Raw genomic sequence first — 21996 nt, forward strand, 5'->3', positions numbered from 1 at the left:
TTTTATGATGATAATGGGAATAGTTTTTATTTACCATACAAAACTATTAAGGGAAAAGAATATTATAGTATTGGTCATGGTGGATATATTAAATCTATAAATGTTGCAGAGATCAATGACCATTACCTTATAGCTAATTATGCTACAGTTATTGTTAAAAAGAATAGTAAAAATAAAATCTATGCTTATGATTTTGCAAATGGAGCACCAAAAAAGCTTTTAAAAAAGGGAGAGAAAGTTTTGGTTGATCGTGAATCAAGTACATTTGATCTGATGGGAGATGACAATGGTAATTTGACTTATTCTACAGCAAATTATCGAATAAAGGGTACAGATGGCTTTTTTATTGACGATGTTGACCTGGATAATAGACCTAGACAGCATCTTTTGCTTTATAGTGTTTATCCGCATGTATTCTTTATAAATAATTCATACGTTTATAATAAAAGTGGAAAAGCCCAAAAACCTACGAACACTCAAAACTTAAATGCTTATCGTTTTGATAAAGGAAGCTCAGTTGAAGTGACAAAGTTGGTTAATATTTGGTTTCCAGATGAAAATAATATGAGCTTTGTTACGAGTTAGCTCCTCAAGGAGATGCAGAAGGCTACGATTATATTAAAGCTTCAGATGTTAAGTATGGTTATGGACCTCAAATAACTAATGTAAGTCCATTATAATAGATTTACATAAGGAATTATAATTAATATATACAAGTAAGTGTCTGGGAATTATATAGAATTCTTGAAGTGTATTCCGCACGAATTGTTGATATTCAAAAAGAACGTTAGTTTTTAATCCTAACGCTCTTTTTTGCAATCCTTGCTTATTCATAGTAATACATCAATCATAATTTTAAGGAATTTGCTTATAAAGAATATTTATTTAAAAAGGACCCCGAATTTAAAATTGAAGTGCAACGTTAATTGTTAAACAAAAAGGTCATGAAGACCTAAACTTGAATTGTATCAAAAAGCAAGAAAGGAAAATCTTCATGACCAATTCAAATTCTAGCATGTCTAGCCGTTATCATCAATTAACCAGTGTGCAGCGTGGTCAAATTCAAGCGTTGCTTGATGCTGGCATCACTTCTCGTACAGTTATTGCCCAAGAGGTTGGTTGTCATAAGTCAACGATTAGCCGTGAAATCAAACGTGGCAGTGTACTTCAACGTGATCATAATTATTTTCTCTACAAGCATTACTATGCCGATACTGCCTAAATCTATCATGATCAAAAGCGTTTAAATTGCTATAAACGCGATCCACTTAGGCATTTTTCAGTCTTCTTCAAAATGCTCTCAAGACGCTTTAAGACTAAGTTTGACGCAACCAGCATCGATGAATTCGTTGGTGAATTCAAACTGACTATGCCTGGCTATCCTTGTCCTAGTACTCCAACAGTCTATCGCTATATCGATCAAGGATTGCTCGATATAAGCAATATTGATCTACCAATGAAACTGAAGAGGCGTAGAAGCAAACGTCGTCACAATCATGGTGGACATGCGCTGCACAAGAAGCATCTAGGTGATTCGATTGAAGATCGTCCAGCAGAAGTAGAAGATCGAAAAACGCTGTTGCACTGGGAAGGTGACCTAGTTAAAGGTGTTAGGCGTAAGAATCAGCCAGCTTTAATGACCTTGACTGAACGTGTAACTCGTTTTGAAGTGGTTATCAAGATTCCAGATTACCGTGCTGCTACTTGCTTGAGGCTTCTGCAAGAAGAAATTGATAAACATCCAAGCTGGTACAAGACGATCACGTTTGATAATGGTTCAGAGTTTGCGGATATGGTTCAAATACAGCACTGCAAGATTTACTTTGCACATCCATATTCGCCTTGGGAAAGAGGAACCAATGAAAACTGCAATGGTCTACTTAGACAGTTCTTTCCCAAAGGTCAAAGTATGCAAGATAAGACAGATGACTATGTTCAAAAAGCAACTAAAGCAATTAATCGTAAACATCGTCGAATCCTCCATTACCAAACAGCAGAAAACCTATTCAAGCAATATATATCTTCATAGACCAATAACTGTTGCACTTAATTTGACAATTCAGGATTTAAAAAGGACTGATAAAAATGCAGGAAAAATTCCCTAATGTATCATTATTAAAAGATCTATCTGGTGCTTACAAAGTTGTAATTCAAAATGGTAACGTAACGCAGAATAATATTTATGCTTTGCAACTTCGTAATAGCCAAACTGATACATATGTAATTTGTGGTTCTAGAGCAACAGGTATTTTTAATAAAACGCCAGCATTAATTTTACATGGTGATAAAACTAAGGGATATAATGCTGGTGGTCATACACAAACTTGGGAATATGCTAATAAGCCAGAATCATGGTTTGTAGGTACCAAACCTAACAATGCAAACTGGAATACCCAAATTGCTCGTGTTAAATTTCCATCATCTGGTACTACACATATTTATTACAATACAGATATGCCAAGATTGTCGTACCTTAATCGTGCAGGTAAAGAATTTGGCATCAATTATCTGGGTAAAAATATGAAACGTGTTGAGGCGGCTGTTTCACCTAATTATGTCTATATGCTTATTGCAAGCGTAGATACTACAGGTACTGGATACTTTTCTATTTATAATTTAGCAGAAGTTAACAATTTTCTTGACAAGGCAGCAAATAATCCCAAGCCTATTCCTGATGTACCAATTATGGACTTATCATGTCAATCTGCGTTTAAAATTGATAACTTTGTCAATATTTTAGGTAATCTTCAACATGATCCAAAAGGTGGTTCAATTCAAGGTTATGATATAGATGATAACCTTAATATCTATATTTCTAGTGAAAAATCTCCTAAACAGGGTAATCTAAAACAGTTGCCAAGAAAAATTGTCAAAATTCCTTGGGGTATTACTGATACAGCCCAATGGGAATTTGCTGATCTTGATAGCGAGAACATGGATATACTTGGGTACATTTCTGAATTTGAAAGTATCCAAGTTATTGATGCAAATACTCTGTACTTAACAGTATCGTATCATAAAAAGGCTAAGGACTTTGAAACAGGTAAACGTCTAAGAACAACTAAGCAGCGTATTTATCAAATTGACTGGTACTAATTAAAGTTGTCCAACCTTATTTGCAGGAATACCATCGGTCACTAACTGGGAATTTAACTATATGTTAGGATCGACTTTAGTTAACATTTTAGTCTAATGGAACGTCGTCAACTGTAAAAGTATATTTACCAATATTTGGCAATTTAACTGTTGGTGGAACTAAGACGATCTCGGTAACACCATAGTTATTTTCTTCAGTGCTAGGACAGAAGTATGCACCTATTTTATATCCTTTAAAGTCGTTGAATTTCTTATGCTGACGTTTTAAGTCTTTTGCAATTTCTTTTTTAGCAGCTTCGTAGATTTCTTCATCACTTTTTCCTTTTCTGTATGTTGGACTTTTCCAACCTAACATGCTCCTAACAAAAACCACTTTTTTCTTATAATTTTTACCAAGAATATCTTTGCAAATGTCATCGTAGTGTTCTGGATAGTCAGCGGATACATCAAAATATGATTGGTACAAATTGGCAGCCAATTGAACTTGATCATTTTTTACTGTTCCAGGAAAGAGGTTAATTAAAGCATTGTTACGCTCAGTGTCGATATAATCAGAACTAACAACTCCAGAATAATTTTTGGGATCATAAAATACGGTCGATAATTTAGTTGGTATTGATCCAGGTGACTTTAACATAACGATAGTTTTCTTACTTTTTGGATTTACATAAGCACCGATCTTAAAGCCGTTAAAGCCAGTAAAAGCTTTATTATTTTTAGCTAATTCCTTTTGTAGTTGCTTATATATAAAGTCTTTAAAGTTATCGTGATTGTTATATTTTGCATTAACAATTATTGATACACAACTTTCGGTTCCAATTATGTTATTGTCAAAAAGGTCAGCAGCTAATTGTGTCTGTTTGTCATGAATTGTATTAGGAAATAAGCTAATCACCGAATTGTTTAAGTTGTTATCAATATTTTTAGTGTGAATACCATATTCTGGATTTAGTGGATTAAATAATACTGATGTGGTAGGGGTGCTAGTAGCTGCATATTTCCCCTTAGTTAAATAGCCATGCCAGACATAGCCAGAGTGCCTCTTATTACCGCTTTTAACCTTATAATAAATAGCTTTAGTCGAATCATGCTTCATAGTAACTGAAGCTGAAGCATACCAAGTTGTGTGTGGATAATTTTGCAAGTTACTTATAGGCTTGGTATGTTTTTTATTCCAAATTTTGACACTTTTGTCAGGGTCTTTAGCATGATAAGGCTTATTTTTTGCATAGTTCTTTTGTTTAACAACATGATATGTTGCGGCTTGTACTGGGTGCATGTTAACTTGAATACTAAATAATGCACAAAAGGCGATTAGTAAAGAGATAAATTTCGATTTTTTCATAATGTAAATCCTTTCCCAATAAATTGTTAAGTTAGTTATACCACAATTATCTCGTTGTTTTTTTGATAAAAGAAATCAGAATAAATCAGTAAAAAGATTGGCTAACTACGATTTTCCTGTTATAATCATGATTTAAAGGGGTTAGGAGTAGTAATTCAATTTTTCTGGATAGCGAATTTGCAATTGGTGAAAGGCAAGTAAGAGAATTGGCTGAAGGCGTGCCTAACTGATAACTTAGTAAATTAATAAGCGGATACTTTGTATCAATAAGAGTGGTACCGCGGGTAAAAACTCGTCTCTTCTTACGATAATGTAGGAAGAGACTTTTTTATTGCATTTAGGAGGTTAAAGATGAATTTTAAGGATAAAGTGGTTGAGCTAATTGCTAGCAAAGTGGATTTGCCCAAAGAACAGATTGATTCGCTGATTGAGCGACCAAAGAATGAAAAGATGGGGGATTATGCTTTTCCGGCTTTTGCCTTAGCTAAGGTTTTGCATCAGAATCCAGCAGAAATTGCACAAACGATTGCGTCGGAATTGACTAGCAGTGATTTTGCTAGTATCAAGGCTGCAGGCCCATATGTTAACTTCTCAATTAACCATGAAAAGCTGATCTCGCTGACACTGCAAGATGTCTTGACGCAAAAAGAGCATTATGGTGATCAAAAGTTAGGCGAAGGCAATGTGCCAATTGATATGTCTAGTCCTAACATTGCTAAGCCGATGTCGATGGGACATTTGCGCTCAACAGTGATTGGCAATTCAATTGCTAAAACTTTGCAAAAGGTTGGCTATACCCCAATTAAGATCAACTATATTGGCGATTATGGTACCCAATTTGGTAAACTAATTGCTGCTTATAAGCACTGGGGTGTTGAGGCAGATGTCAAAAAAGACCCGATCATGAATTTGTTTAAATATTACGTCAAATTCCATGAAGAAGCTGAAAAAGATCCAAGCCTTGATGATGAGGGGCGTGCTTGGTTTAAGAAGCTAGAAGAAGGGGACTCTGAAGCAGTTGAACTATGGCAATGGTTCCGAGATGTTTCGCTAACTGATTTTAAACGGATTTATAAACAACTAGGGGTGGAGTTCGATTCTTATAAAGGCGAGGCCTTCTTTAATGATAAGATGCAGCCTGTGATTGATGAATTGAAAGATAAAGGTTTGCTTTATGAATCAAATGGTGCTCAAGTAGTTGATATTGGTGAAGAGAATCCAGCATTAATTGTTAAATCCGATGGTACCAGTATTTATTTGACTCGAGATTTAGCAGCAGCGATTTACCGAATGAATAATTATCATTTTGTTAAGATGCTTTATGTTGTTGGTAATGAACAATCTAATCACTTTGTGGAACTTAAGGCAGTTTTGAAGCGTATGGGTTATGATTGGTCAGACGAAATTACGCATGTGCCATTTGGTTTGATTACGCAGAATGGCAAGAAGCTATCAACTCGGAAGGGTAACGTTGTTTTTCTTGATCAGGTGTTAAACGATGCAGTTGACTTGGCTCAAAAACAAATTGAGCAGAAGAACCCAGACTTAGCTAATAAAGAACAAGTTGCCCATGATGTTGGTGTTGGTGCCGTAATCTTTCATGATTTAAAGAACAACCGGACTGATAATTTTGACTTTGACTTAGATGAAGTAGTGCGCTTTGAAGGTGATACTGGTCCTTATGTGCAATATACCAATGCCCGGGCACAAAGCGTTTTGCGCAAGGCTGCTAAAATTGGACAAGAACCAAGTTTGACAGATCTTGCCTTAAGCGATGATTGGGCTTTTAGTGTTGCTAAGACAATTGCTGATTTTCCACGGATTATCGCTCGTGCTAATGATAAATTTGAACCGTCAATTATTGCTAAGTATGCTTTAGATTTGGCCAAGAAGTTCAATAAATATTACGCTAATGTGAAGATTTTAACCCAAGATGAGCAAATCAATGCACGTCTAGCTTTAGTTGAAGCAACTTCGATTGTATTGACCGAAGCATTGCGATTATTAGGGGTAAATGCACCTAAGGAAATGTAATTGTAAATATTTTTAAAAACAGCGGTTACATCAGAAGAAAAGATTGTTCAATTTTTAATTAATACGGTACAATATTATTGTAAGTTTTATAGGAGGTATTTTTAATGGCATATTTAGATAATGGTAATCAAATCTTTAAAGACGCTCGTAAAAACCATTATGCAGTAGGTGCTTATAACACTAACAACTTGGAATGGACACGTGCAATTTTGCAAGCTGCCGAAGAAACCAGAACTCCAGTATTAATTCAAGTTTCAACTGGAGCTGCTAAGTACATGGGTGGTTACAAGGTTGTTAAGGACTTAGTTGAAGACGAAATGGACGCAATGAACATTTCAGTGCCTGTTGTTTTGAACTTAGACCACGGTGATTTTGAATCAGCTAAAGAATGTATCGCACTTGGCTATTCATCAGTTATGTTTGATGGTCATGCACTTTCAACTGAAGAGAACTTAGCTAAGACTAAGGAAATCGTGAAGTTAGCTCATGAACGTGGCATTTCAGTTGAAGCTGAAATTGGTAAGATTGGTGAAAACCAAGGTAGTGAGGGTGGAGAATTAGCTTCAGTTGAAGATGCTAAGGCTTTCGTTGCTGCTGGTGTTGACAAACTTGCTTGTGGTATTGGTAATATCCACGGAGTTTACCCAGAAGGTTGGACTGGTCTTAACTTTGATCGTTTGAAAGAAATCGCTGATGCTGTTGACGTACCATTGGTACTTCACGGTGGTTCAGGAATTCCTGAAGAACAAGTTAAGAAGGCTATTTCTCTTGGTATTTCAAAGGTTAACATTAACACTGAATTCCAATTGGCTTTCCAAGAAGCTACTCGTGCATACTTTGAAGCTCACAAAGATGAAGATAAAGCTGGTAAAGGCTATGATCCTCGTAAATTGTTGCTTCCAGGTACTGAAGCAATCACTAATTCAATGAAGGAAATGATCGGCTGGCTTGGTACTCCATCAATTGATGACAAGGTTAAGTCTGCAGCATTTGACAAGAGTTCATTGAACGAAGAATAATATTAATAAGCATAATAAAGGAAGTCTAGTTATTTGAAAGAGTAAGTGGGCTTTTTTATTTTGCAAAATTTGCTTTTAGTACTTAGATATAAATGATATAATCATATTTGTAGACAACAGTTATAGTATGTGCAAAGATAAGTTATATTTGTTTTAGTTATTTAAGGAGTATTATGAAAAGAAAAAAGCGAATTTTAGCCATTGTAATTGCTAGCCTTAGCTTAGTAATTGGTCTAGGAGTGGTTGTTCCTAATAGTAGTCAAGCAGTTAATGCCAAAAGTACGGTTAGTCATACCGTTCCTAAGAAGTTTCGTGGATCATGGTATAGTTATAATGCTGATGATTCCTATACTATTCAGAAATATACTAAAAATAAGGAAGCTTTTTATACATCGGATACCAAACCGTATTATCACAAGGTGACTGTGCGTAAGTATAACAAGAACAAGTACTTAATTTATCCAGGGAAAAAAATGCCGAAATATCGCCAGTATTTGTCAATCAAATCGATGGCTTATAATAACAAAAAGATTAAGGCATTAGTGATTAAAGAAAAGGGATTGACTCCGTCGTATTACTTTAACCGTAAAATCAAGGCGCATTATTCACCATCAACTGGCGAATTTTATAAATAAGTAGATAATGAAATAGTTTCAAGAACAGACTAAGTGGTCTGTTCTTTTTTGTTAGGTGATTATCTGGTGGTCAACAGCAGCGAGTTGCAGTAGCTCGCGCTCTGATTAAGCCCAGCGAACTGGTTTTAGCAGATGAACCGACTGGGTCCTTAGATAGTAAAAATCGTGATGAAATCATTGATTTGTTGCTGGAACTTAATAACTCTGGCAAAACAGTGGTAGTTGTTACTCATGATGATCATGTGGCAGCAAAGTGTCAACGAGTAATTACACTTAAATAAGTTAAGACCATTAAAAAACAGATACGCTGATTTTGCGTATCTGCTTTTTTAATCTTTTGCTTTTAAATTCGAAGTTGACTTTTGAGCTTTAAGTTTTGCTCGGGCATCCTGTTCTAGTTTATCCCAATTAATTTTACTTTCCTTAAATGATTCTTCAGCTTCTTTAGTATATTTTTCGTTTAATTGCAGGATGTCAATTCTATTATTTAGTTCTTTTTCAACGTAGTCAGCAATTAAATCCCTAAATGGCTGTGAATTATTTTCCGGTGATTCTGCGCTGGCTAAAGCTTGCATGTACTTATCTCTAGCATTTTTTGATGGATTAACGTTGATAACAGGATAGCCATTTTCGGTTAAAACTAGATTCATTAGTAGTCTTGCTGTACGACCATTACCATCCCTAAATGGGTGGATAGTAACAAATTTTTGATGTAAATCAGTGGCATATTGAACAGGATGCAAGCTTATTCTAGCTTGATTACTCCAATTTTGTAGTTGTTGCATCTTTTCTGGAATTTCAAATGGAAGTGCATAGGGTCTTTTATTTGAGCCATAAGGATATACTTCAATTGTCCGATAAGCACCAGCTTCTGATTTAGGTTTCTCATATCCGCGATAGTAATTTCCTGTTTTTGTGTAGCTAAATCCTCCATATAATTATAAGCTTGATTTAGGTCAAGTATCTCTAGTGTTTCTTTGATCGTCTTACCATGAATAGTTGCTCCTATTCCGCTATCAATAATGGCGGCTGTTTCATTCTCAGATAAGGTGTTACCTTCAATTGCGGCTGATGACCAAACATGTTCAATTCTAATATTTTTTTCTAGTCGTTTAATCTCTAATGGAGACAAAGGGCGATATGTGTCTAACTTTTTTTGAGCTCGCTAAGAGTAGCTAAGCGTTTTTGATAATCCATGTTAGTCCTCCATATATCAGTGTAAGATCTAGTGATAGTTTTGTCATTATGGCATTAAGTTGATTATTACACAGAATAGCCATTAATCAAAATCGCCGCTTTGCATTTGGTAACTCTATTTGAACCTTATCAAAAGAAAAAGGCTTAATGAATGACATTCGGTAGGCTGTTAGGTGTAAGAGTTCACCTTGTTGATATTCTGAGTTATACAAAGGATCGCCAACTATGGGAGACCCAAGGCTAGCTAGATGAACCCGTATTTGATGAGTACGCCCCGTTTCTAAAGTAAGCTTAACTAAAGCCGTGTTATCCGGCATGTATCGGATAACTTGGTAATGCGTAATTGCAGCTAAGCCATCAGCTCGCACCATACGTTTACGTTGGTCGTGGGGGTCATGTCCTAATGGTTGTCTGATACTACCTGTGCTAGCTAGCTTGTCTGCATGCGCGATGGTAGCTAAATATTCACGTTGAAAAACTTTAGTGGTTAATTCACGATTTAAAATCGGAACCACAGCTGGATTTTTGGCAACTAACAATAAACCAGAAGTTAACATGTCTAATCGGTGGACAATATAAGGACTTTGACCTAAATAAGTAGCGCAGTCATTTAATGCAGTATTAGTTTCACCTTGATTGGGATGAGTCTTTTGACCAGCTGGCTTGTTAATTACTAATAGATTAGCGTCTTCATAAATAATATCGGGCAAATTGTTACTTGATGGATAATTGCTTTGACGACTTTCAACCCGATCTAATGTCAGTTCAATTTTGTCATTAGGATAAACCAACTGATTAACTGACCGATAGCAACCGTTAATCAGCACTTTTTGATCACTGCGCAGGTAGTGGCGCCATTTGCGCGGAATTAATAATGCTTTTAACAAATCGCTGACCGAACACGGTTTGAGATTTTTGGGATAATTAAGGGTAAAATAATAGCTCATAAATATTTGTTAAGTATTTCTGGTAAAATAAACCAGTCCTCTTAGATATGGTACAATTTTAGGTGTTTCTAAAAGGAGCAGATTCAATGGACAATAATGAACCAAAGAAAAACGGGTTTCGTGCCGCGTGGCAGCGATTTGACCGTCGCTTTTACGTTGGTCGCTGGATCATTTTGATCTTGCTAAGCATAACTTTTTTGATTTGTTCGTATTATACTGTCAAAGTTAAGACTTCCAACATTGCTAACTTGAAAGCCTCTTTGTCAACAACGACGACGATTTACGATGCTAAAGGTCAAAAAGCCGGCTCGCTATATTCGCAAAAAGGTTCCTTTGTTGAATATAATCAAATTTCGTCAAATGTCAAGAATGCGGTAATTTCAACTGAAGATAGAACTTTTTGGACTAATCCTGGTTTCAGTATTAAAGGGATGGCTCGTTCTGCTTTGGGGCTAGTGATTCATCACGGTCAGATTTCGGGTGGTGGTTCAACCATTACCCAACAATTAGCTAAGAATGCCCTGTTAACGCAAAAGCAGACTTTTTCACGGAAATTAGAAGAGTTATTTTTTTCAGTCGAGATTAATCATGTTTATTCCAAAAAAGACGTGCTAACTATGTACTTAAATAATTCTTATTTTGGTAACGGGGTTTGGGGCGTTCAAGATGCTAGTAAAAAATACTTTGGTAAGAATGCAAGTCAATTAACTGCCAGTGAAGGCGCAACTTTGGCTGGAATTTTGCGTAACCCTAGCCAATATAATCCGATTGATCATATGTCGTATGCTTTATCGCGGCGCAATCTGATTTTGGACTTAATGGTTAGCAATCATAAGTTATCAAATGCGCAAGCTAAAAGCGCTAAAAGCCAGGGGCTTACTTTACAAGATACTTATCATAATCAGAATGGTTACCGATATCCTTATTTCTTTGATGCTGTGGTTGATGAAGCGATTAGTCGTTATGGACTAAAAGAAGAAGACGTAATGAATAAGGGCCTAAAGATTTACACAACTTTAAACCAGGACTATCAAGGCCAATTACAAGAAAAATTTAAACAAGATTGGCTATTTCCACAATCAGCTGCTGATGGTACTCAAACTCAAGGTGCTAGCGTGGTGATGGATCCGGGGTCTGGAGCTGTGCGTGCGGTGATTGGTGGTCGCGGTAAGCATATTTTTCGTGGTTATAATCGCGCCACTCAAATGAAACGTCAACCTGGTTCATCAATTAAGCCACTGGTTTCATATGCACCTGCACTGCAAGCTGGTTATCATTATGATTCGCCGCTGTCCAATAAATTACAGCAGTTTGGTAAGAACAATTATGAACCACATAACGTTGATAATGCTTATTCTGACAAGATTCCCATGTATTCGGCTTTAGCTCAAAGTAAAAATGTTCCAGCAGTCTGGTTATTAGACAAAATAGGAGTTGCTAAAGGGGTTGAGTCCGCCAAGAACTTTGGGCTAAAGGTACCAAAAGAAGATCAAAACTTAGCATTAGCTTTAGGTGGACTATCCAGCGGTGTTTCACCGCTGCAGATGGCACGTGCTTATTCTGCCTTTGCCAATAAAGGTAATTTACCTGACAATTCTTATTTTATTACCAAGGTAACTGATGCTAGTGGTAATGTCTTAGCTGAAAATCATGATCCGGGAACTCACCGAGTTGTTTCGAATAATACTGCTAAAGAAATGACGACCATGTTGCTAGGCGTTTTTAATAATGGTACGGGGACTGCGGCCCAACCAGCAGGTTATCGGGTAGCAGGTAAGACTGGTTCAACTGAAGTTCCTAATTCGTATGGCTTTGGAACCAAAGATCAGTGGATTGTTGGCTATACACCAGATGTTGTGGTTGCTACGTGGGTTGGTTTTGATCGGACTAATCGTGAGCATTATATGCATGGCATCTCTGAAACTGGTATTACTAAACTCTATAAAGCTGAGATGGAAGGAATTTTGCCATATACCGCGCAAAATCAGTTTAGTGAAAAGGCACCTGGACAAATTATCAAGCATAATGGTTCTGGCAAAGATTGGACTGGTGGCCTAGGCGAAAAAATTGAAAAAGGGATAGAATCTGCGGGTGAAAAGTTTAATGAATGGTATAATGATTTCAAAGGTTTTTTAGGACATTAATTAAGGAGGACTTTATGGTAAATATTTATGATTCAGCTAATGAATTAGCTGCTAACATACAAGAGATTGATGAATATAAGGCTTTGTCGGCTGCACTTGATGACGTTAAGCAGAACGCAACTAGCCTAGCATTGTTTAAGGAAATGGATCAGATCCAATCACAAATTATGAATGCTCAGGCTCAAGGTGAAGAGTTATCACAAGAGCTGCAAGACAAGTACCAAAAATTGGATGAAAAAGTGCAAAAAGATGCTACAATTATGAAGCTTTTGCAAGCAGAGCAAGGATTGTATAAGATAATTGATGACGTTCAAAAGACACTGACTAAGCCAATTAATGATCTATATAATGATCTTAGAAAATAATTATAACAATGAAATTTATTCATTTAGCAGATGCACATTTAGATAGTCCATTTTTGGGGCTATCTTTTTTGCCATCTGAGCAATTTTCACAGATTCGTCAGGCACCTAATGAGTCGTTGACTAAGATTGTTGACTTGGCATTAGCAGAGCAAGTTGATTTAGTGCTGATCGCTGGCGACACTTTTGATAGTGCTAGACCTGATCCGAGTAGTCAGTTGTTTTTTGCTCAAGAAATTAGTCGATTGACTGCAGCTGAAATTCAAGTAGTGATGATTTTTGGAAATCATGATCATATGCAGGAAAGTGATTTGTTAATACCAGATAGTCCATATTTTAAGCTATTAGGCAATCGCGAGCAGGTGGAAACTATTACTTGCCAGACTAAGACTGGCTTTAACTATGCGGTTAACGGCTTTTCATATCTTAATAATCACATTACAACTGATATGTTAGAACAATTTCCAGCTAAAAGTAGTCAGTACACTTTTGGATTGATGCATGCACAGGAAAAAGCCGGTCAAAGCAATCAAAATGTTTATGCTCCTTTTAGGTCAAGTGATCTAAAAAATTTGAATTATGACTATTTTGCTTTGGGTCACATTCATTTGCGACAAGTTTTATCTGAGAATCCGCTGATTGTCTATTCAGGTAATATTCAGGGTCGACATATTAATGAGCTTGGTGCTAAGGGATGTTATTTAGGAGAAATCAATGAAGCTACTAGACAAACTTCTATCACGTTTGTGCCGACTAGTCCGATTACTTGGGAGCAGACTAAAATTGAATTAAGTAGCGAAGTTAGTCTTAATGACCTACAAGAGCAAATTTTAGCTAAATTACATCCACAAGTAGCAACGTATTACAGTTTGAAAATTATTGGTGCTGATTTTTTAACCGATGCACAGCGTGAACTAATGCAAGATAGTGGTTTTTGGCAGCAGATTTCTCAGCAGTTGACAGCAAACTCTCAGTTAGTCGATGTGCGGTTTGTGACTACGGAACATTTAGAAATTGCTGAAAGTGATCGGCCTTATTTTGAGCAGGCAAAAACAGAGCTTTTTACAGATCAAGAATTTGCTGAATTAGCTAAAGATTGGCTGAAAAAAGATGATTATGCCGCGCAGCTAGCTGAAGATCCGCAGTTTAAGCAGGAAGTACAGCAATTAACTGAGGTGGAGCTGAATCGGCGGTTGAAAGGAATTGAGCATGAAACTGATTAGAATCGAGATAGTTAATTTTGGTCAATTTTCGAATTTTACTTTAGCCGTGCCACATCATGGTCTTAATGTTTTCTTTGGCGCTAATGAAGCAGGCAAGAGTACGATTGTTGCCTTCATTAAGCAGATTATGTTCGGCTTTCATTTATCTAAGAGAACTGGTCCATTTTTTGAAGATTACAAGCCTTTGGCAAGAGTTAGTCCAATGGGTGGCTCGCTCTTTTTTGAAGATGAGCAAGGTAGCCATTATGAATTAGAACGCTTGTATGCTAGTGGAAAAGGTTCAAAATTAGGAACTCTAACAGTTAAGCGTGACAACCAGATAGTTCCAGAAAGTGTGTTTTTTGATCAACTAAAAAATATCGATGCTGATTTTTACGCACAGAGCTTTATTTTTAATCAAGATATGCTAGCCAATGTGACTAATATCAGCCAAGATGAATTGCTAGAACGAATTTATTTTTTAGGAGCTGCTAATAGTGATCAACTAATCGATCAGCGGAATATTTTTATTCAAGCAGCTAGTGACTTATTCAAAAAAGGTGGCAGTAAGCCACCAATTAATCAATTGCTCAAGCAGCTAGGCCAAGATCGCGGCCAGCTTGCTCAAGCAGAGCAGGAATTTACTGATTATCAAAGACTTGAAGCACAGCTTGCGGAGCAAACACAGTTGCAGGACAAGACTTCAACCCAACTAGCCGATTTGCAAGCTGAATTAGGCAAAGTTGAGCAATTACAAAAATTATTGCCTAGTTATCAAAAATTGCAGGAGTTAAAAAAGCAGGTCAAAGCAGTTAAGTTTGATCAAGCTAACTACCAAACAACGCAAAAATTATATTTGCAGCAACAGAGTTTACAACAGTCAATTAAGTCAGTACAAACTCGTTTGGATGAACTTAAAGGACAGCCACTTGCTGAAGATGCCACAAAAGTACTTCAACAAAAAGCAGAATTATTGCAATGGCAATCTGAATATCGGAACTGTCAGCAAAAGGCAACGGAAATAGCTACGTCTAAGCAGCAGTTATTGTCCTTAAATCCTGACTTAGCAGCAGTTGCAGAGTTTGATCAAGAGCAAATTAACAATTTGCAAGCAGATTATCAAAAGATCCCTGAGAAAGTTAAAGGTGAATCTGCTGTTAAGGATACGGGGAAAAACCTCTTATTTGGTGGGGCTGGTTTAATCGCGTTAGGGATTATATTATTAATGTTCATGCCTAAAGTTTGGGCAATTTTAGCAATAGTATTTGGTGGAGCTAGCATTTTGCTAGGATTAAACCAACAAAAAAAGTTTCGTGTTGAGCAGCAGATTTACAAAAAACAACAGGCTAATTTTGATCGGTTGCAAGCAGACTTTTTACAAAAATATCATGTAGATGCAAACAAAGTTGATCTAGCAAATTTGCTTAATGATTGGCGCCAGTATCAGTTACAAAAGCAAAATGAGCAAAGCAATCTGCAACACATGCAAGAAATAGATACTCAAGTAGCTTCACTTGCTCAGCAAGTGAGTGCATTATTAGGACAGCGGGTAGCGGCTAGTTTTACGGCAGTTTTAACAGCTTTTGCCCAAGTAGAAGAGTTAGTAGCTAAGAGTCAAAAACAGCAAGCAACTAAGGCAAGTCTAGCAGCCAATTTAGCTGAAAGTCAGGCTGCTTTGCATGAAGCAGAATTAAAATTGCAGACTAATTTTGCACAGGCGAATGTTAAGGATCTAGCTGAATATGATCAATTGCAGCAGCAAGTACAAAATCAAGCTACTATTAAGACTGAAATTGCTGCTTTAACAGCTAATTTAGGCTCTGATTTAGACCAATTAGAACATTTGGCGCAAAATCAGACAGTAATAGCTGCTAGGCAAGCAGATTTAAACCATAAGTTTATTGTTGTACAAAAAGAATTAGGCCAACAGCAAGCAAAGATCGCTGAAACTAAGGTTAAGATGACCAATCTGGCTAATTCGACAGCTGTTTTTTCTGCTAAACAGCAATTGGCAAATACTAAAACAGAATTTCAACGCTTGAGTAGAGAATATCTAGCTAATTTGTCGGCTGCTAAGTGGATTAATCGAGCACTGGATTTAGCTTCCAATGAGCGATTTCCGAAAATGATTATTGCTGCTAAGGAATATTTGCGCTTATTAACGCAAAATCGGTATAATAATATTGAGTTTTCTAAAAAAATAGCGGTTACACGGAATGATGGCAAAAATATTGGTGTCCAATATTTATCGCGTGGAACCCAAGAACAACTCTACTTTGCCTTAAAATTAGCATTTACTGAACAGATTAAGGATCAAATTAATTTACCAATTTTAATTGATGATTCCTTTGTTAATTTTGATGAGCAAAGAACCAAGCAGATTGAGCAATTATTGGAGCAAATTGCTCGGAATAATCAAGTTTTAATCTTTACGGCGCAAACTAAGGTGGCGAAGCAATTGCAACTTCAGCCACTAACTTTTACGAAAGGGACAGAAAATGTTTAAACGTTTACTGGATTACAATGATAGTGAAGAGCTGGAGTTGGTAGTTTTAATTAAGAATTCGCAACTGCGTCATACTAAGAAAGGCAAGCTATATTTGGCTATGTCTTTTGGAGATAGTTCTGGCGAGATACGTGGTAATCTATGGGATGCTAGTGAACGGGATGCGGCTACTTATAATGATGGCACGTTGGTCGAATTAAATGGTAAGCGTGAAGAGTATCAAGATCAACCACAGATTAAGATTTATAGTTTAAGAGTGGTCGGGCCTGAGGAGGGATATGACCTTAATCAATTTATTAAGGCTGCTCCGGAAGAAATTTCGAACATGAAAGATGAAATTAATCAGTATGTTCTTGAGGTTCTGAATCCAACTTGGAATCAGATCGTATGTTACTTACTAAAAAAGTGGGATAAACGTTTCTTTGATTATCCAGCTGGTAAAAGTAACCATCATGCTGTTCGTGGGGGCTTAGCCTACCATACACTTTCGATGTTGCGTGATGCCAAGGCAATTGCTGATAATTATCCTCAGGTTAATCGGTCATTGCTTTATGCTGGGTGTATTTTGCATGATATGGGTAAGGTTTTAGAATTAACTGGACCGGCGGCAACCCAATATACTGCAGAAGGCAATTTAATCGGTCATCTGGTTTTGATTGATGAACAGATTATGCTGGCCGCTAGTGAATTAAAGATTGATACCGAATCTGAAGATTTGTTGATGTTACGGCATTTAGTGTTGTCGCATCATGGTAAGTATGAATATGGGTCTCCTAAATTGCCGGCAACTTTAGAAGCTGAATTACTGCACCGCATTGATGATCTTGATGCTGCCGTTTACGCCATAACCAATGCCTTGCAGAATACTAAGCCAGGGCATTTTACTAATAATATTATGAGTCAGGGTGGGCGAAAGTTCTATCGTCCTAAGATTGATGAAGCATTGAGTAATTCACATAAATTAGAATAATCAAAAAAGAAGCTCCAGATGGAACTTCTTTTTTACTTATTTAAAATTTAGTATTATTTTTTATCTTTTGCTTTTGGAATGTATGAAGATAATACGTTCTTCAAGTCGTCATCCTTGATGGAAACATCTGCCTTCTTCAAGACCTTAGCAATGACATCATGCATAGTTTCTTGATCTTGGGACATGGATTGATAAATTTCGTTATCAATTTCCTTCTTGTGTGAAGCAAATGATCCCTTAGCTGGATGTTTGATCATTCTGATTACATGGTAGCCAGATTGTGATTTAACTGGACTACTAGTGGTTTGACCGGTCTTAAGTTTAAAAGCGGCGTTCTTAAAAGCTGGATCAAGGCTAGAATCGGTAGAATCAAAAGCAGGTAATTTACCAGCCTTATCCTTGGTACCAGGATCTAGTGAATATTTCTTAGCCAAGCTCTTAAAACTCTTACCATTATCTAATTGGTTGATAATGTCTTGAGCTTTGGATTTCTTAGAAACTAAAATGTGTTGCACAGTAACTTTAGGTTGGTATGACTTCCAAGCTTTTTGTTCTTGACTCTTGGAAATCTTCTTGATGTCTTTAAGAGCAGCTTCAGAAAGCAAAGTAGTCTTGAGGTTATCTTTAAAACCATCTTCAGTCATACCGTTTTGTTGTAAAACGGCACTGAATTGAGAACCGTATTGCTTTTTGTAATTATTAAATTGTTTATTAACTTTGTTCTTAGGAACTTTATTACCATATTGTTCATCTAAAACGTGATTAATAATCATGTTAGCTAAAGCAGTTTGACCAGCCTGAGACTTCTTCATTTCTTTGTAGTAATCGTCTTGAGTGATCTTGCCACCTTTGTATGAGGCAACGGTCTTGCCGCCATTAGAACAAGCAGCAGTTGACAATGCAATACCAGCTACAGCAACAACTGCAGCAATTTTTTTAATATATTTATTCATAAGATTAAATTCTCCACATCCTTAACAAATTTAAATCACTGTCCATTAATATAACACAAATTGCTTAATAAGATTTTGTATTTAGCGATTTTCACAGAAAAATCACACATTCTTTACTATTTTTAAACAGTTTTACAATTACTTTAGCTGATTAATTTCCGATTTTATCTCAGTTAATTGTCTGTCTATGTTCAATTGATAATATTCTAAATCATTTTGGAGTTCAGTAACTGTTTTTTTGGCTTGAGGCAAAGTATTAGTTAGTTCAGCTTTTGCTTGTTTAACATCCGTAATTGCTGAAGAAAGATTGGAAAAGTCCTGCGTGGTTTGTATAATACTTTTTTTGCAGTGTTTACCCAGGCGGGTTCCTTGTTTATCAGGTACTAGCGAAAGTCCCGCGCCAATAACAGCTCCTAAAATTACTCCTAGACTAAAGTGTTTCATCATTTTCCCTTAAAATTGCGCTTTAATCGTGTCAGCAATTTTTTGATAATCTGCTGGTTCGTAGTTATCTGCGTTGTTGCGTGTTTGATTATTTAGTCCATCACCTGCAAAGCGTGGAATAAAGTGAATATGTGAGTGCATTACCACTTGCCCAGCACTTTCGCCATTATTAGTAGTAACGTTCATCCCTGTAATTTTAGGATCAAAATTCTTGATAGCATTGGCAACTACTGGAATGTATTGCAGATATTGTTGAGCATCCTCAGCGCTGTAATCAAAAAAGTTAGTTATGTGCTTTTTAGGAATTAGCAGTGTATGTCCCGGATTTACTTGTGAAATATCTAAGTATGCCTTGACGTCTTCGTTTTCAAAAACGGTATAACTAGCTACTTCGCCGCGAATAATTTTACAAAATAAACAATCTTTGTCTAATTCATTCATATTAAAACCTCTTTTCAAAATTTAGTTTCTTTTAATATCATGCTATCATATAAATTGAGTAAATTCATTAAAAGAAAGACAGGAAATATGGTTCTAAAAATTGAGCACCTAACTGGTGGGTATACTGGAGTACCAGTTATTAAAGAGGTTAACTTAGAAATAAAGCCGGGCCAAGCCTTAGGGCTAATTGGCCTTAATGGTGCTGGGAAATCAACGACAATTAAGCATATTTTAGGCTTGTTAAGACCGCAAAAGGGTACGATCAGTTTGAACGGAATAAGCTTAGCGGCGCAACCAACGGCTTTCAAGCAAAAATTGGCTTATATTCCAGAGACACCAGTTTTGTATCCAGAATTAACGTTAAAAGAACATCTTGAGTTAACAATGTTAAGTTATCAACTCGATGAGCAAGCAGCATGGAGCAGGGCTGACGAGCTATTGAAGATGTTTCGTTTGGACAATAAAATGGATTGGTTGCCAATTCATTTTTCTAAAGGCATGCAACAAAAAGTGATGATCGTGACGGCTTTTTTGCCGCAGACTGATCTATTAGTGATTGATGAGCCATTCACTGGGCTTGATCCCTTGGCAGTTGCGAACCTGATTGATTTAATTAAGCAGGCTATTAGTCAAGGTAAAATGGTCTTAATGACTACTCACGTGTTGGCTGATGCGCAACAAGCAATTTCCAATTATGCGGTTTTAAATAATGGCACAATTGAAATTATTGGCAGTCTTGGTGAAATTCGGACGCATTATGGGTTAAAACCGACTGACGCTTTTGATAAGCTTTATCAGATTTTAAATCAGGAGCAACAGCATGCGTGAGTTAGCGAATAAACGACTGCAAAAAAATTTCCGCAAATCACTTAAGTATTTGACTTTGGTTTTTAATGATTTTTTTGTCTTGGCCTTGATTTTCTTGTTTGGTGCGTTAATGTTTTGGTATGCCCAGAGTATGAAGACTATGCCACAAGGATTGTGGTTTTATCGTCCGCTAGTAGGTGCTATTTTGTGGCTGCCACTACTAATTGGCAATTTGGTTACCCTAATTGATAGAGCAGATTTACAATTTTTGTTGCCTCAAGATGAACAGATGCTTGAGTATCTAAAGCCAATGTTTTATTATAGTTTGCTATTTCCAACCTTTATGATTGTAGTAATTGCCGGAATTTTATTTCCCTTTGCTACAATTAAGGCCGAGATTAGCCCATTAATGTATGGCATTTCCTTGATAGCTGTGTTGGCTAGTAAGGTAATCCAGTTGCAATTAAGTCAGTGTAATCTTTATTTTGGGAAAAAGCTTAACTTAAACTGGCTTAATTTGGCTTTTTTGCTAATTTTTGTAATTGGAACGTGGCTACCAATTAGTATGGTGGTAGTGACTGTTTTATTGCTAGCTGCGGTGGTACTGTTGCATGCAAAACCAACTGCGACTAAATTGTTTGATTGGCAATACGCAGTTAATCAGGAAAACAAGCGGAAAAATCGTGTCTATACTGCCTTTAGTATGTTTACCGATGTCAAAGAAAAGCGGGTTAGCATTAAACGGCGTAAATATTTGGATTTTTTGTTACCTAAATCATTATCTAAGGAAAATCCGAATAAATTTTTATATCGACGCTCTCTTTTACGTAATCCGGAAAACTTGAACTTATTAGTTAGAATGACAATGTTTGCTGTTTTAATTTCTTGGCTGGTTCAGGAGACATCATGGGCACTTGGTTTAGCGTGCTTGGTAATTTTTTTAACAGTCTACCAATTATTGCCGATGGCTGAAGAATTTGACGATAACTTAATGTATCGTGTATATCCAATAGATCGGGGTAAGCGTGGTCAAGATTTGATTGCGGTCTTAACTTTTGGCTTGTTATTGCAATGGTTAATTGTTAGTCTATTTTGGTTGCTCATTTTACCGATTAATGGGCAATTGTGGATAGCCATTGGAATATTATTAGTATTTAGCTTATGCATCACGCGGATTTATTTACCATATAAAATTAAGAAGAGGAAGATTTCATAGATGAGATTACGTAATAAGCCTTGGGCAACTAAATTAGTTGCTGAGCATCCAGAAAGTGTGCTTGATCGACCTGATCCAAAACGCAAAATTGACTGGACAAAACGATTTAGCGATTTTTCTAAGCCACTTGAAATAGAGGTTGGATCAGGGAAAGGGCAATTTATTACAACTCTGGCTCAGCAGCATCCTGAAAAGAACTTTATCGCTTTAGAGTTACAAATGACTGCAGCAGGGATGATTTTACGGACTAAACTTGCAAAAGGGCTGACTAATTTGCAAATTCTTTGTGCTGATGCGGCTAATATTAATTGCTTTTTTGCACCTGCCAGTACCAATGTGATTTATCTTAACTTTAGTGATCCTTGGCCTAAGGCTCGTCATGAAAAGCGGCGACTAACTTACCATACTTTTTTAAAGAAATATCAAGAAGTATTACAGCCAAGTGGCCAGCTTGAATTTAAAACTGACAATGCGGGGTTATTTGCTTATTCGCTAAAGAGTATGAATAACTATGGCATGAATTTCGACTTTGTGTCAGTTGATTTGCATCATGAACAATCAGAATTTGCTAAAACAAATGTTGAAACTGAATATGAGCACAAATTTGCTGCAAAGGGCAATCCAATTTATGCTGTTCATGCAGATTTTGAGGTAAAATAATAATTATTATTAAATCAA

The 21996-nt window shown here is 36.5% G+C and carries 20 protein-coding genes and 2 pseudogenes; 15 read left to right on the top strand and 7 right to left on the bottom strand.

What is annotated here, in order from left to right; all coding sequences use genetic code 11:
• The first annotated feature begins 240 nt into the window (after nucleotides 1–240).
• The 3 genes and pseudogenes from OZX56_RS02940 (at nucleotide 241) to OZX56_RS02950 (ending at nucleotide 3096) form a co-directional block, all read left to right on the top strand.
• Nucleotides 241–585, top strand: coding sequence for a hypothetical protein (locus OZX56_RS02940; protein ID WP_277140118.1), 345 nt, complete (start codon nucleotides 241–243; stop codon nucleotides 583–585).
• A gap of 409 nt (nucleotides 586–994) precedes the next feature.
• A pseudogene (locus OZX56_RS02945) lies at nucleotides 995–2029 on the top strand (IS30 family transposase).
• A 56-nt stretch (nucleotides 2030–2085) separates the two neighbouring features.
• Entirely contained in the window at nucleotides 2086–3096 is a 1011-nt protein-coding gene (locus OZX56_RS02950; protein WP_277140119.1) for a helveticin J family class III bacteriocin, read from the top strand.
• Between the two features lie 88 nt (nucleotides 3097–3184).
• Here the strand turns inward: OZX56_RS02950 and OZX56_RS02955 are convergent, their stop codons facing one another.
• Entirely contained in the window at nucleotides 3185–4441 is a 1257-nt protein-coding gene (locus OZX56_RS02955) for a hypothetical protein (RefSeq protein WP_277140120.1), read from the bottom strand.
• Nucleotides 4442–4792: 351 nt separating this feature from the next.
• On the opposite strand from OZX56_RS02955, the gene argS reads away from it, so the two are divergent.
• The 4 genes and pseudogenes from argS to OZX56_RS02975 all read left to right on the top strand — a co-directional run.
• Nucleotides 4793–6475, top strand: a complete 1683-nt coding sequence (gene argS / locus OZX56_RS02960; RefSeq protein WP_277126731.1) for an arginine--tRNA ligase — start codon at nucleotides 4793–4795, stop codon at nucleotides 6473–6475.
• A gap of 104 nt (nucleotides 6476–6579) precedes the next feature.
• Complete coding sequence (fba, locus tag OZX56_RS02965; protein ID WP_277126730.1) at nucleotides 6580–7494, top strand: class II fructose-1,6-bisphosphate aldolase; 915 nt, start codon at nucleotides 6580–6582, stop codon at nucleotides 7492–7494.
• A gap of 173 nt (nucleotides 7495–7667) precedes the next feature.
• The gene (locus OZX56_RS02970) at nucleotides 7668–8129 is read left to right on the top strand and encodes a hypothetical protein (RefSeq protein WP_277140121.1); all 462 of its coding nucleotides are present in this window, start codon (nucleotides 7668–7670) and stop codon (nucleotides 8127–8129) included.
• Between the two features lie 59 nt (nucleotides 8130–8188).
• Nucleotides 8189–8410, top strand: a pseudogene (locus OZX56_RS02975) (ATP-binding cassette domain-containing protein); the annotation flags it as partial.
• A gap of 48 nt (nucleotides 8411–8458) precedes the next feature.
• Here OZX56_RS02975 and OZX56_RS02980 read toward each other — a convergent pair.
• The 3 genes from OZX56_RS02980 to OZX56_RS02990 form a co-directional block, all read right to left on the bottom strand.
• The gene (locus tag OZX56_RS02980) at nucleotides 8459–8980 is read right to left on the bottom strand and encodes a Fic family protein (RefSeq protein WP_277140344.1); all 522 of its coding nucleotides are present in this window, start codon (nucleotides 8978–8980) and stop codon (nucleotides 8459–8461) included.
• Nucleotides 8875–9261 (bottom strand): hypothetical protein, encoded by a 387-nt coding sequence (locus OZX56_RS02985; RefSeq protein WP_277140122.1) that lies wholly within the window; start codon nucleotides 9259–9261, stop codon nucleotides 8875–8877. The genes OZX56_RS02980 and OZX56_RS02985 overlap by 106 nt, the downstream gene beginning before the upstream one ends.
• A 151-nt stretch (nucleotides 9262–9412) precedes the next feature.
• A complete protein-coding gene (locus tag OZX56_RS02990) occupies nucleotides 9413–10273 on the bottom strand; it encodes an RluA family pseudouridine synthase (protein WP_277140123.1) in 861 nt (286 codons plus the stop codon).
• 86 nt (nucleotides 10274–10359) lie between these two features.
• Between OZX56_RS02990 and OZX56_RS02995 the strand changes: the two genes are divergently transcribed.
• Genes OZX56_RS02995 through OZX56_RS03015 form a run of 5 tightly spaced genes read left to right on the top strand, consistent with a single transcriptional unit; the run spans nucleotide 10360 to nucleotide 17457 of the window.
• On the top strand, nucleotides 10360–12417 hold the full coding sequence (locus OZX56_RS02995) for a PBP1A family penicillin-binding protein (RefSeq protein WP_277140124.1): 2058 nt from the start codon (nucleotides 10360–10362) through the stop codon (nucleotides 12415–12417).
• Between the two features lie 14 nt (nucleotides 12418–12431).
• Complete coding sequence (locus OZX56_RS03000) at nucleotides 12432–12782, top strand: YlbF family regulator (protein WP_277126722.1); 351 nt, start codon at nucleotides 12432–12434, stop codon at nucleotides 12780–12782.
• Nucleotides 12783–12790: 8 nt separating this feature from the next.
• Nucleotides 12791–14002, top strand: coding sequence for a DNA repair exonuclease (locus OZX56_RS03005; protein ID WP_277140125.1), 1212 nt, complete (start codon nucleotides 12791–12793; stop codon nucleotides 14000–14002).
• A complete protein-coding gene (locus OZX56_RS03010) occupies nucleotides 13989–16487 on the top strand; it encodes an AAA family ATPase (protein WP_277140126.1) in 2499 nt (832 codons plus the stop codon). Before OZX56_RS03005 ends, OZX56_RS03010 begins: the two co-directional genes overlap by 14 nt.
• Nucleotides 16480–17457, top strand: a complete 978-nt coding sequence (locus tag OZX56_RS03015; protein WP_277126719.1) for an HD domain-containing protein — start codon at nucleotides 16480–16482, stop codon at nucleotides 17455–17457. The genes OZX56_RS03010 and OZX56_RS03015 overlap by 8 nt, the downstream gene beginning before the upstream one ends.
• 53 nt (nucleotides 17458–17510) lie before the next feature.
• Here OZX56_RS03015 and OZX56_RS03020 read toward each other — a convergent pair whose 3' ends face one another.
• The 3 genes from OZX56_RS03020 to OZX56_RS03030 all read right to left on the bottom strand — a co-directional run bounded on the left by OZX56_RS03020 (nucleotide 17511) and on the right by OZX56_RS03030 (nucleotide 19295).
• On the bottom strand, nucleotides 17511–18410 hold the full coding sequence (locus OZX56_RS03020) for a peptidylprolyl isomerase PrsA (protein ID WP_277140127.1): 900 nt from the start codon (nucleotides 18408–18410) through the stop codon (nucleotides 17511–17513).
• Between the two features lie 138 nt (nucleotides 18411–18548).
• The gene (locus tag OZX56_RS03025) at nucleotides 18549–18857 is read right to left on the bottom strand and encodes a hypothetical protein (protein WP_277140128.1); all 309 of its coding nucleotides are present in this window, start codon (nucleotides 18855–18857) and stop codon (nucleotides 18549–18551) included.
• A gap of 6 nt (nucleotides 18858–18863) precedes the next feature.
• On the bottom strand, nucleotides 18864–19295 hold the full coding sequence (locus OZX56_RS03030; RefSeq protein ID WP_277140129.1) for an HIT family protein: 432 nt from the start codon (nucleotides 19293–19295) through the stop codon (nucleotides 18864–18866).
• Nucleotides 19296–19382: 87 nt separating this feature from the next.
• Between OZX56_RS03030 and OZX56_RS03035 the strand changes: the two genes are divergently transcribed.
• Genes OZX56_RS03035 through trmB form a run of 3 tightly spaced genes read left to right on the top strand, consistent with a single transcriptional unit; the run spans nucleotide 19383 to nucleotide 21978 of the window.
• Entirely contained in the window at nucleotides 19383–20123 is a 741-nt protein-coding gene (locus tag OZX56_RS03035) for an ABC transporter ATP-binding protein (RefSeq protein WP_277140130.1), read from the top strand.
• On the top strand, nucleotides 20116–21318 hold the full coding sequence (locus OZX56_RS03040; RefSeq protein ID WP_277140131.1) for an ABC transporter permease: 1203 nt from the start codon (nucleotides 20116–20118) through the stop codon (nucleotides 21316–21318). Before OZX56_RS03035 ends, OZX56_RS03040 begins: the two co-directional genes overlap by 8 nt.
• On the top strand, nucleotides 21319–21978 hold the full coding sequence (trmB, locus tag OZX56_RS03045; RefSeq protein ID WP_277140132.1) for a tRNA (guanosine(46)-N7)-methyltransferase TrmB: 660 nt from the start codon (nucleotides 21319–21321) through the stop codon (nucleotides 21976–21978).
• Nucleotides 21979–21996 lie beyond the last annotated feature (18 nt).

Source organism: Lactobacillus sp. ESL0684 (genome assembly GCF_029392675.1).
In the GTDB taxonomy this organism is placed as follows: Bacteria; Bacillota; Bacilli; order Lactobacillales; family Lactobacillaceae; genus Lactobacillus.

Excerpts from the sequence above, each read along its gene's own strand:
- OZX56_RS02990 (WP_277140123.1), bottom strand. The coding sequence starts at position 10,273 with ATGAGCTATTATTTTACCCTTAATTATCCCAAAAATCTCAAACCGTGT.
- OZX56_RS03025 (WP_277140128.1), bottom strand. The coding sequence starts at position 18,857 with ATGATGAAACACTTTAGTCTAGGAGTAATTTTAGGAGCTGTTATTGGC.
- OZX56_RS02970 (WP_277140121.1), top strand. The coding sequence starts at position 7,668 with ATGAAAAGAAAAAAGCGAATTTTAGCCATTGTAATTGCTAGCCTTAGC.
- OZX56_RS03005 (WP_277140125.1), top strand. The coding sequence starts at position 12,791 with ATGAAATTTATTCATTTAGCAGATGCACATTTAGATAGTCCATTTTTG.
- trmB (WP_277140132.1), top strand. The coding sequence starts at position 21,319 with ATGAGATTACGTAATAAGCCTTGGGCAACTAAATTAGTTGCTGAGCAT.
- fba (WP_277126730.1), top strand. The coding sequence starts at position 6,580 with ATGGCATATTTAGATAATGGTAATCAAATCTTTAAAGACGCTCGTAAA.
- OZX56_RS03040 (WP_277140131.1), top strand. The coding sequence starts at position 20,116 with ATGCGTGAGTTAGCGAATAAACGACTGCAAAAAAATTTCCGCAAATCA.
- OZX56_RS03000 (WP_277126722.1), top strand. The coding sequence starts at position 12,432 with ATGGTAAATATTTATGATTCAGCTAATGAATTAGCTGCTAACATACAA.
- OZX56_RS03015 (WP_277126719.1), top strand. The coding sequence starts at position 16,480 with ATGTTTAAACGTTTACTGGATTACAATGATAGTGAAGAGCTGGAGTTG.
- OZX56_RS02955 (WP_277140120.1), bottom strand. The coding sequence starts at position 4,441 with ATGAAAAAATCGAAATTTATCTCTTTACTAATCGCCTTTTGTGCATTA.
- OZX56_RS03035 (WP_277140130.1), top strand. The coding sequence starts at position 19,383 with ATGGTTCTAAAAATTGAGCACCTAACTGGTGGGTATACTGGAGTACCA.
- OZX56_RS02995 (WP_277140124.1), top strand. The coding sequence starts at position 10,360 with ATGGACAATAATGAACCAAAGAAAAACGGGTTTCGTGCCGCGTGGCAG.
- OZX56_RS03010 (WP_277140126.1), top strand. The coding sequence starts at position 13,989 with ATGAAACTGATTAGAATCGAGATAGTTAATTTTGGTCAATTTTCGAAT.
- OZX56_RS03030 (WP_277140129.1), bottom strand. The coding sequence starts at position 19,295 with ATGAATGAATTAGACAAAGATTGTTTATTTTGTAAAATTATTCGCGGC.
- argS (WP_277126731.1), top strand. The coding sequence starts at position 4,793 with ATGAATTTTAAGGATAAAGTGGTTGAGCTAATTGCTAGCAAAGTGGAT.
- OZX56_RS03020 (WP_277140127.1), bottom strand. The coding sequence starts at position 18,410 with ATGAATAAATATATTAAAAAAATTGCTGCAGTTGTTGCTGTAGCTGGT.
- OZX56_RS02950 (WP_277140119.1), top strand. The coding sequence starts at position 2,086 with ATGCAGGAAAAATTCCCTAATGTATCATTATTAAAAGATCTATCTGGT.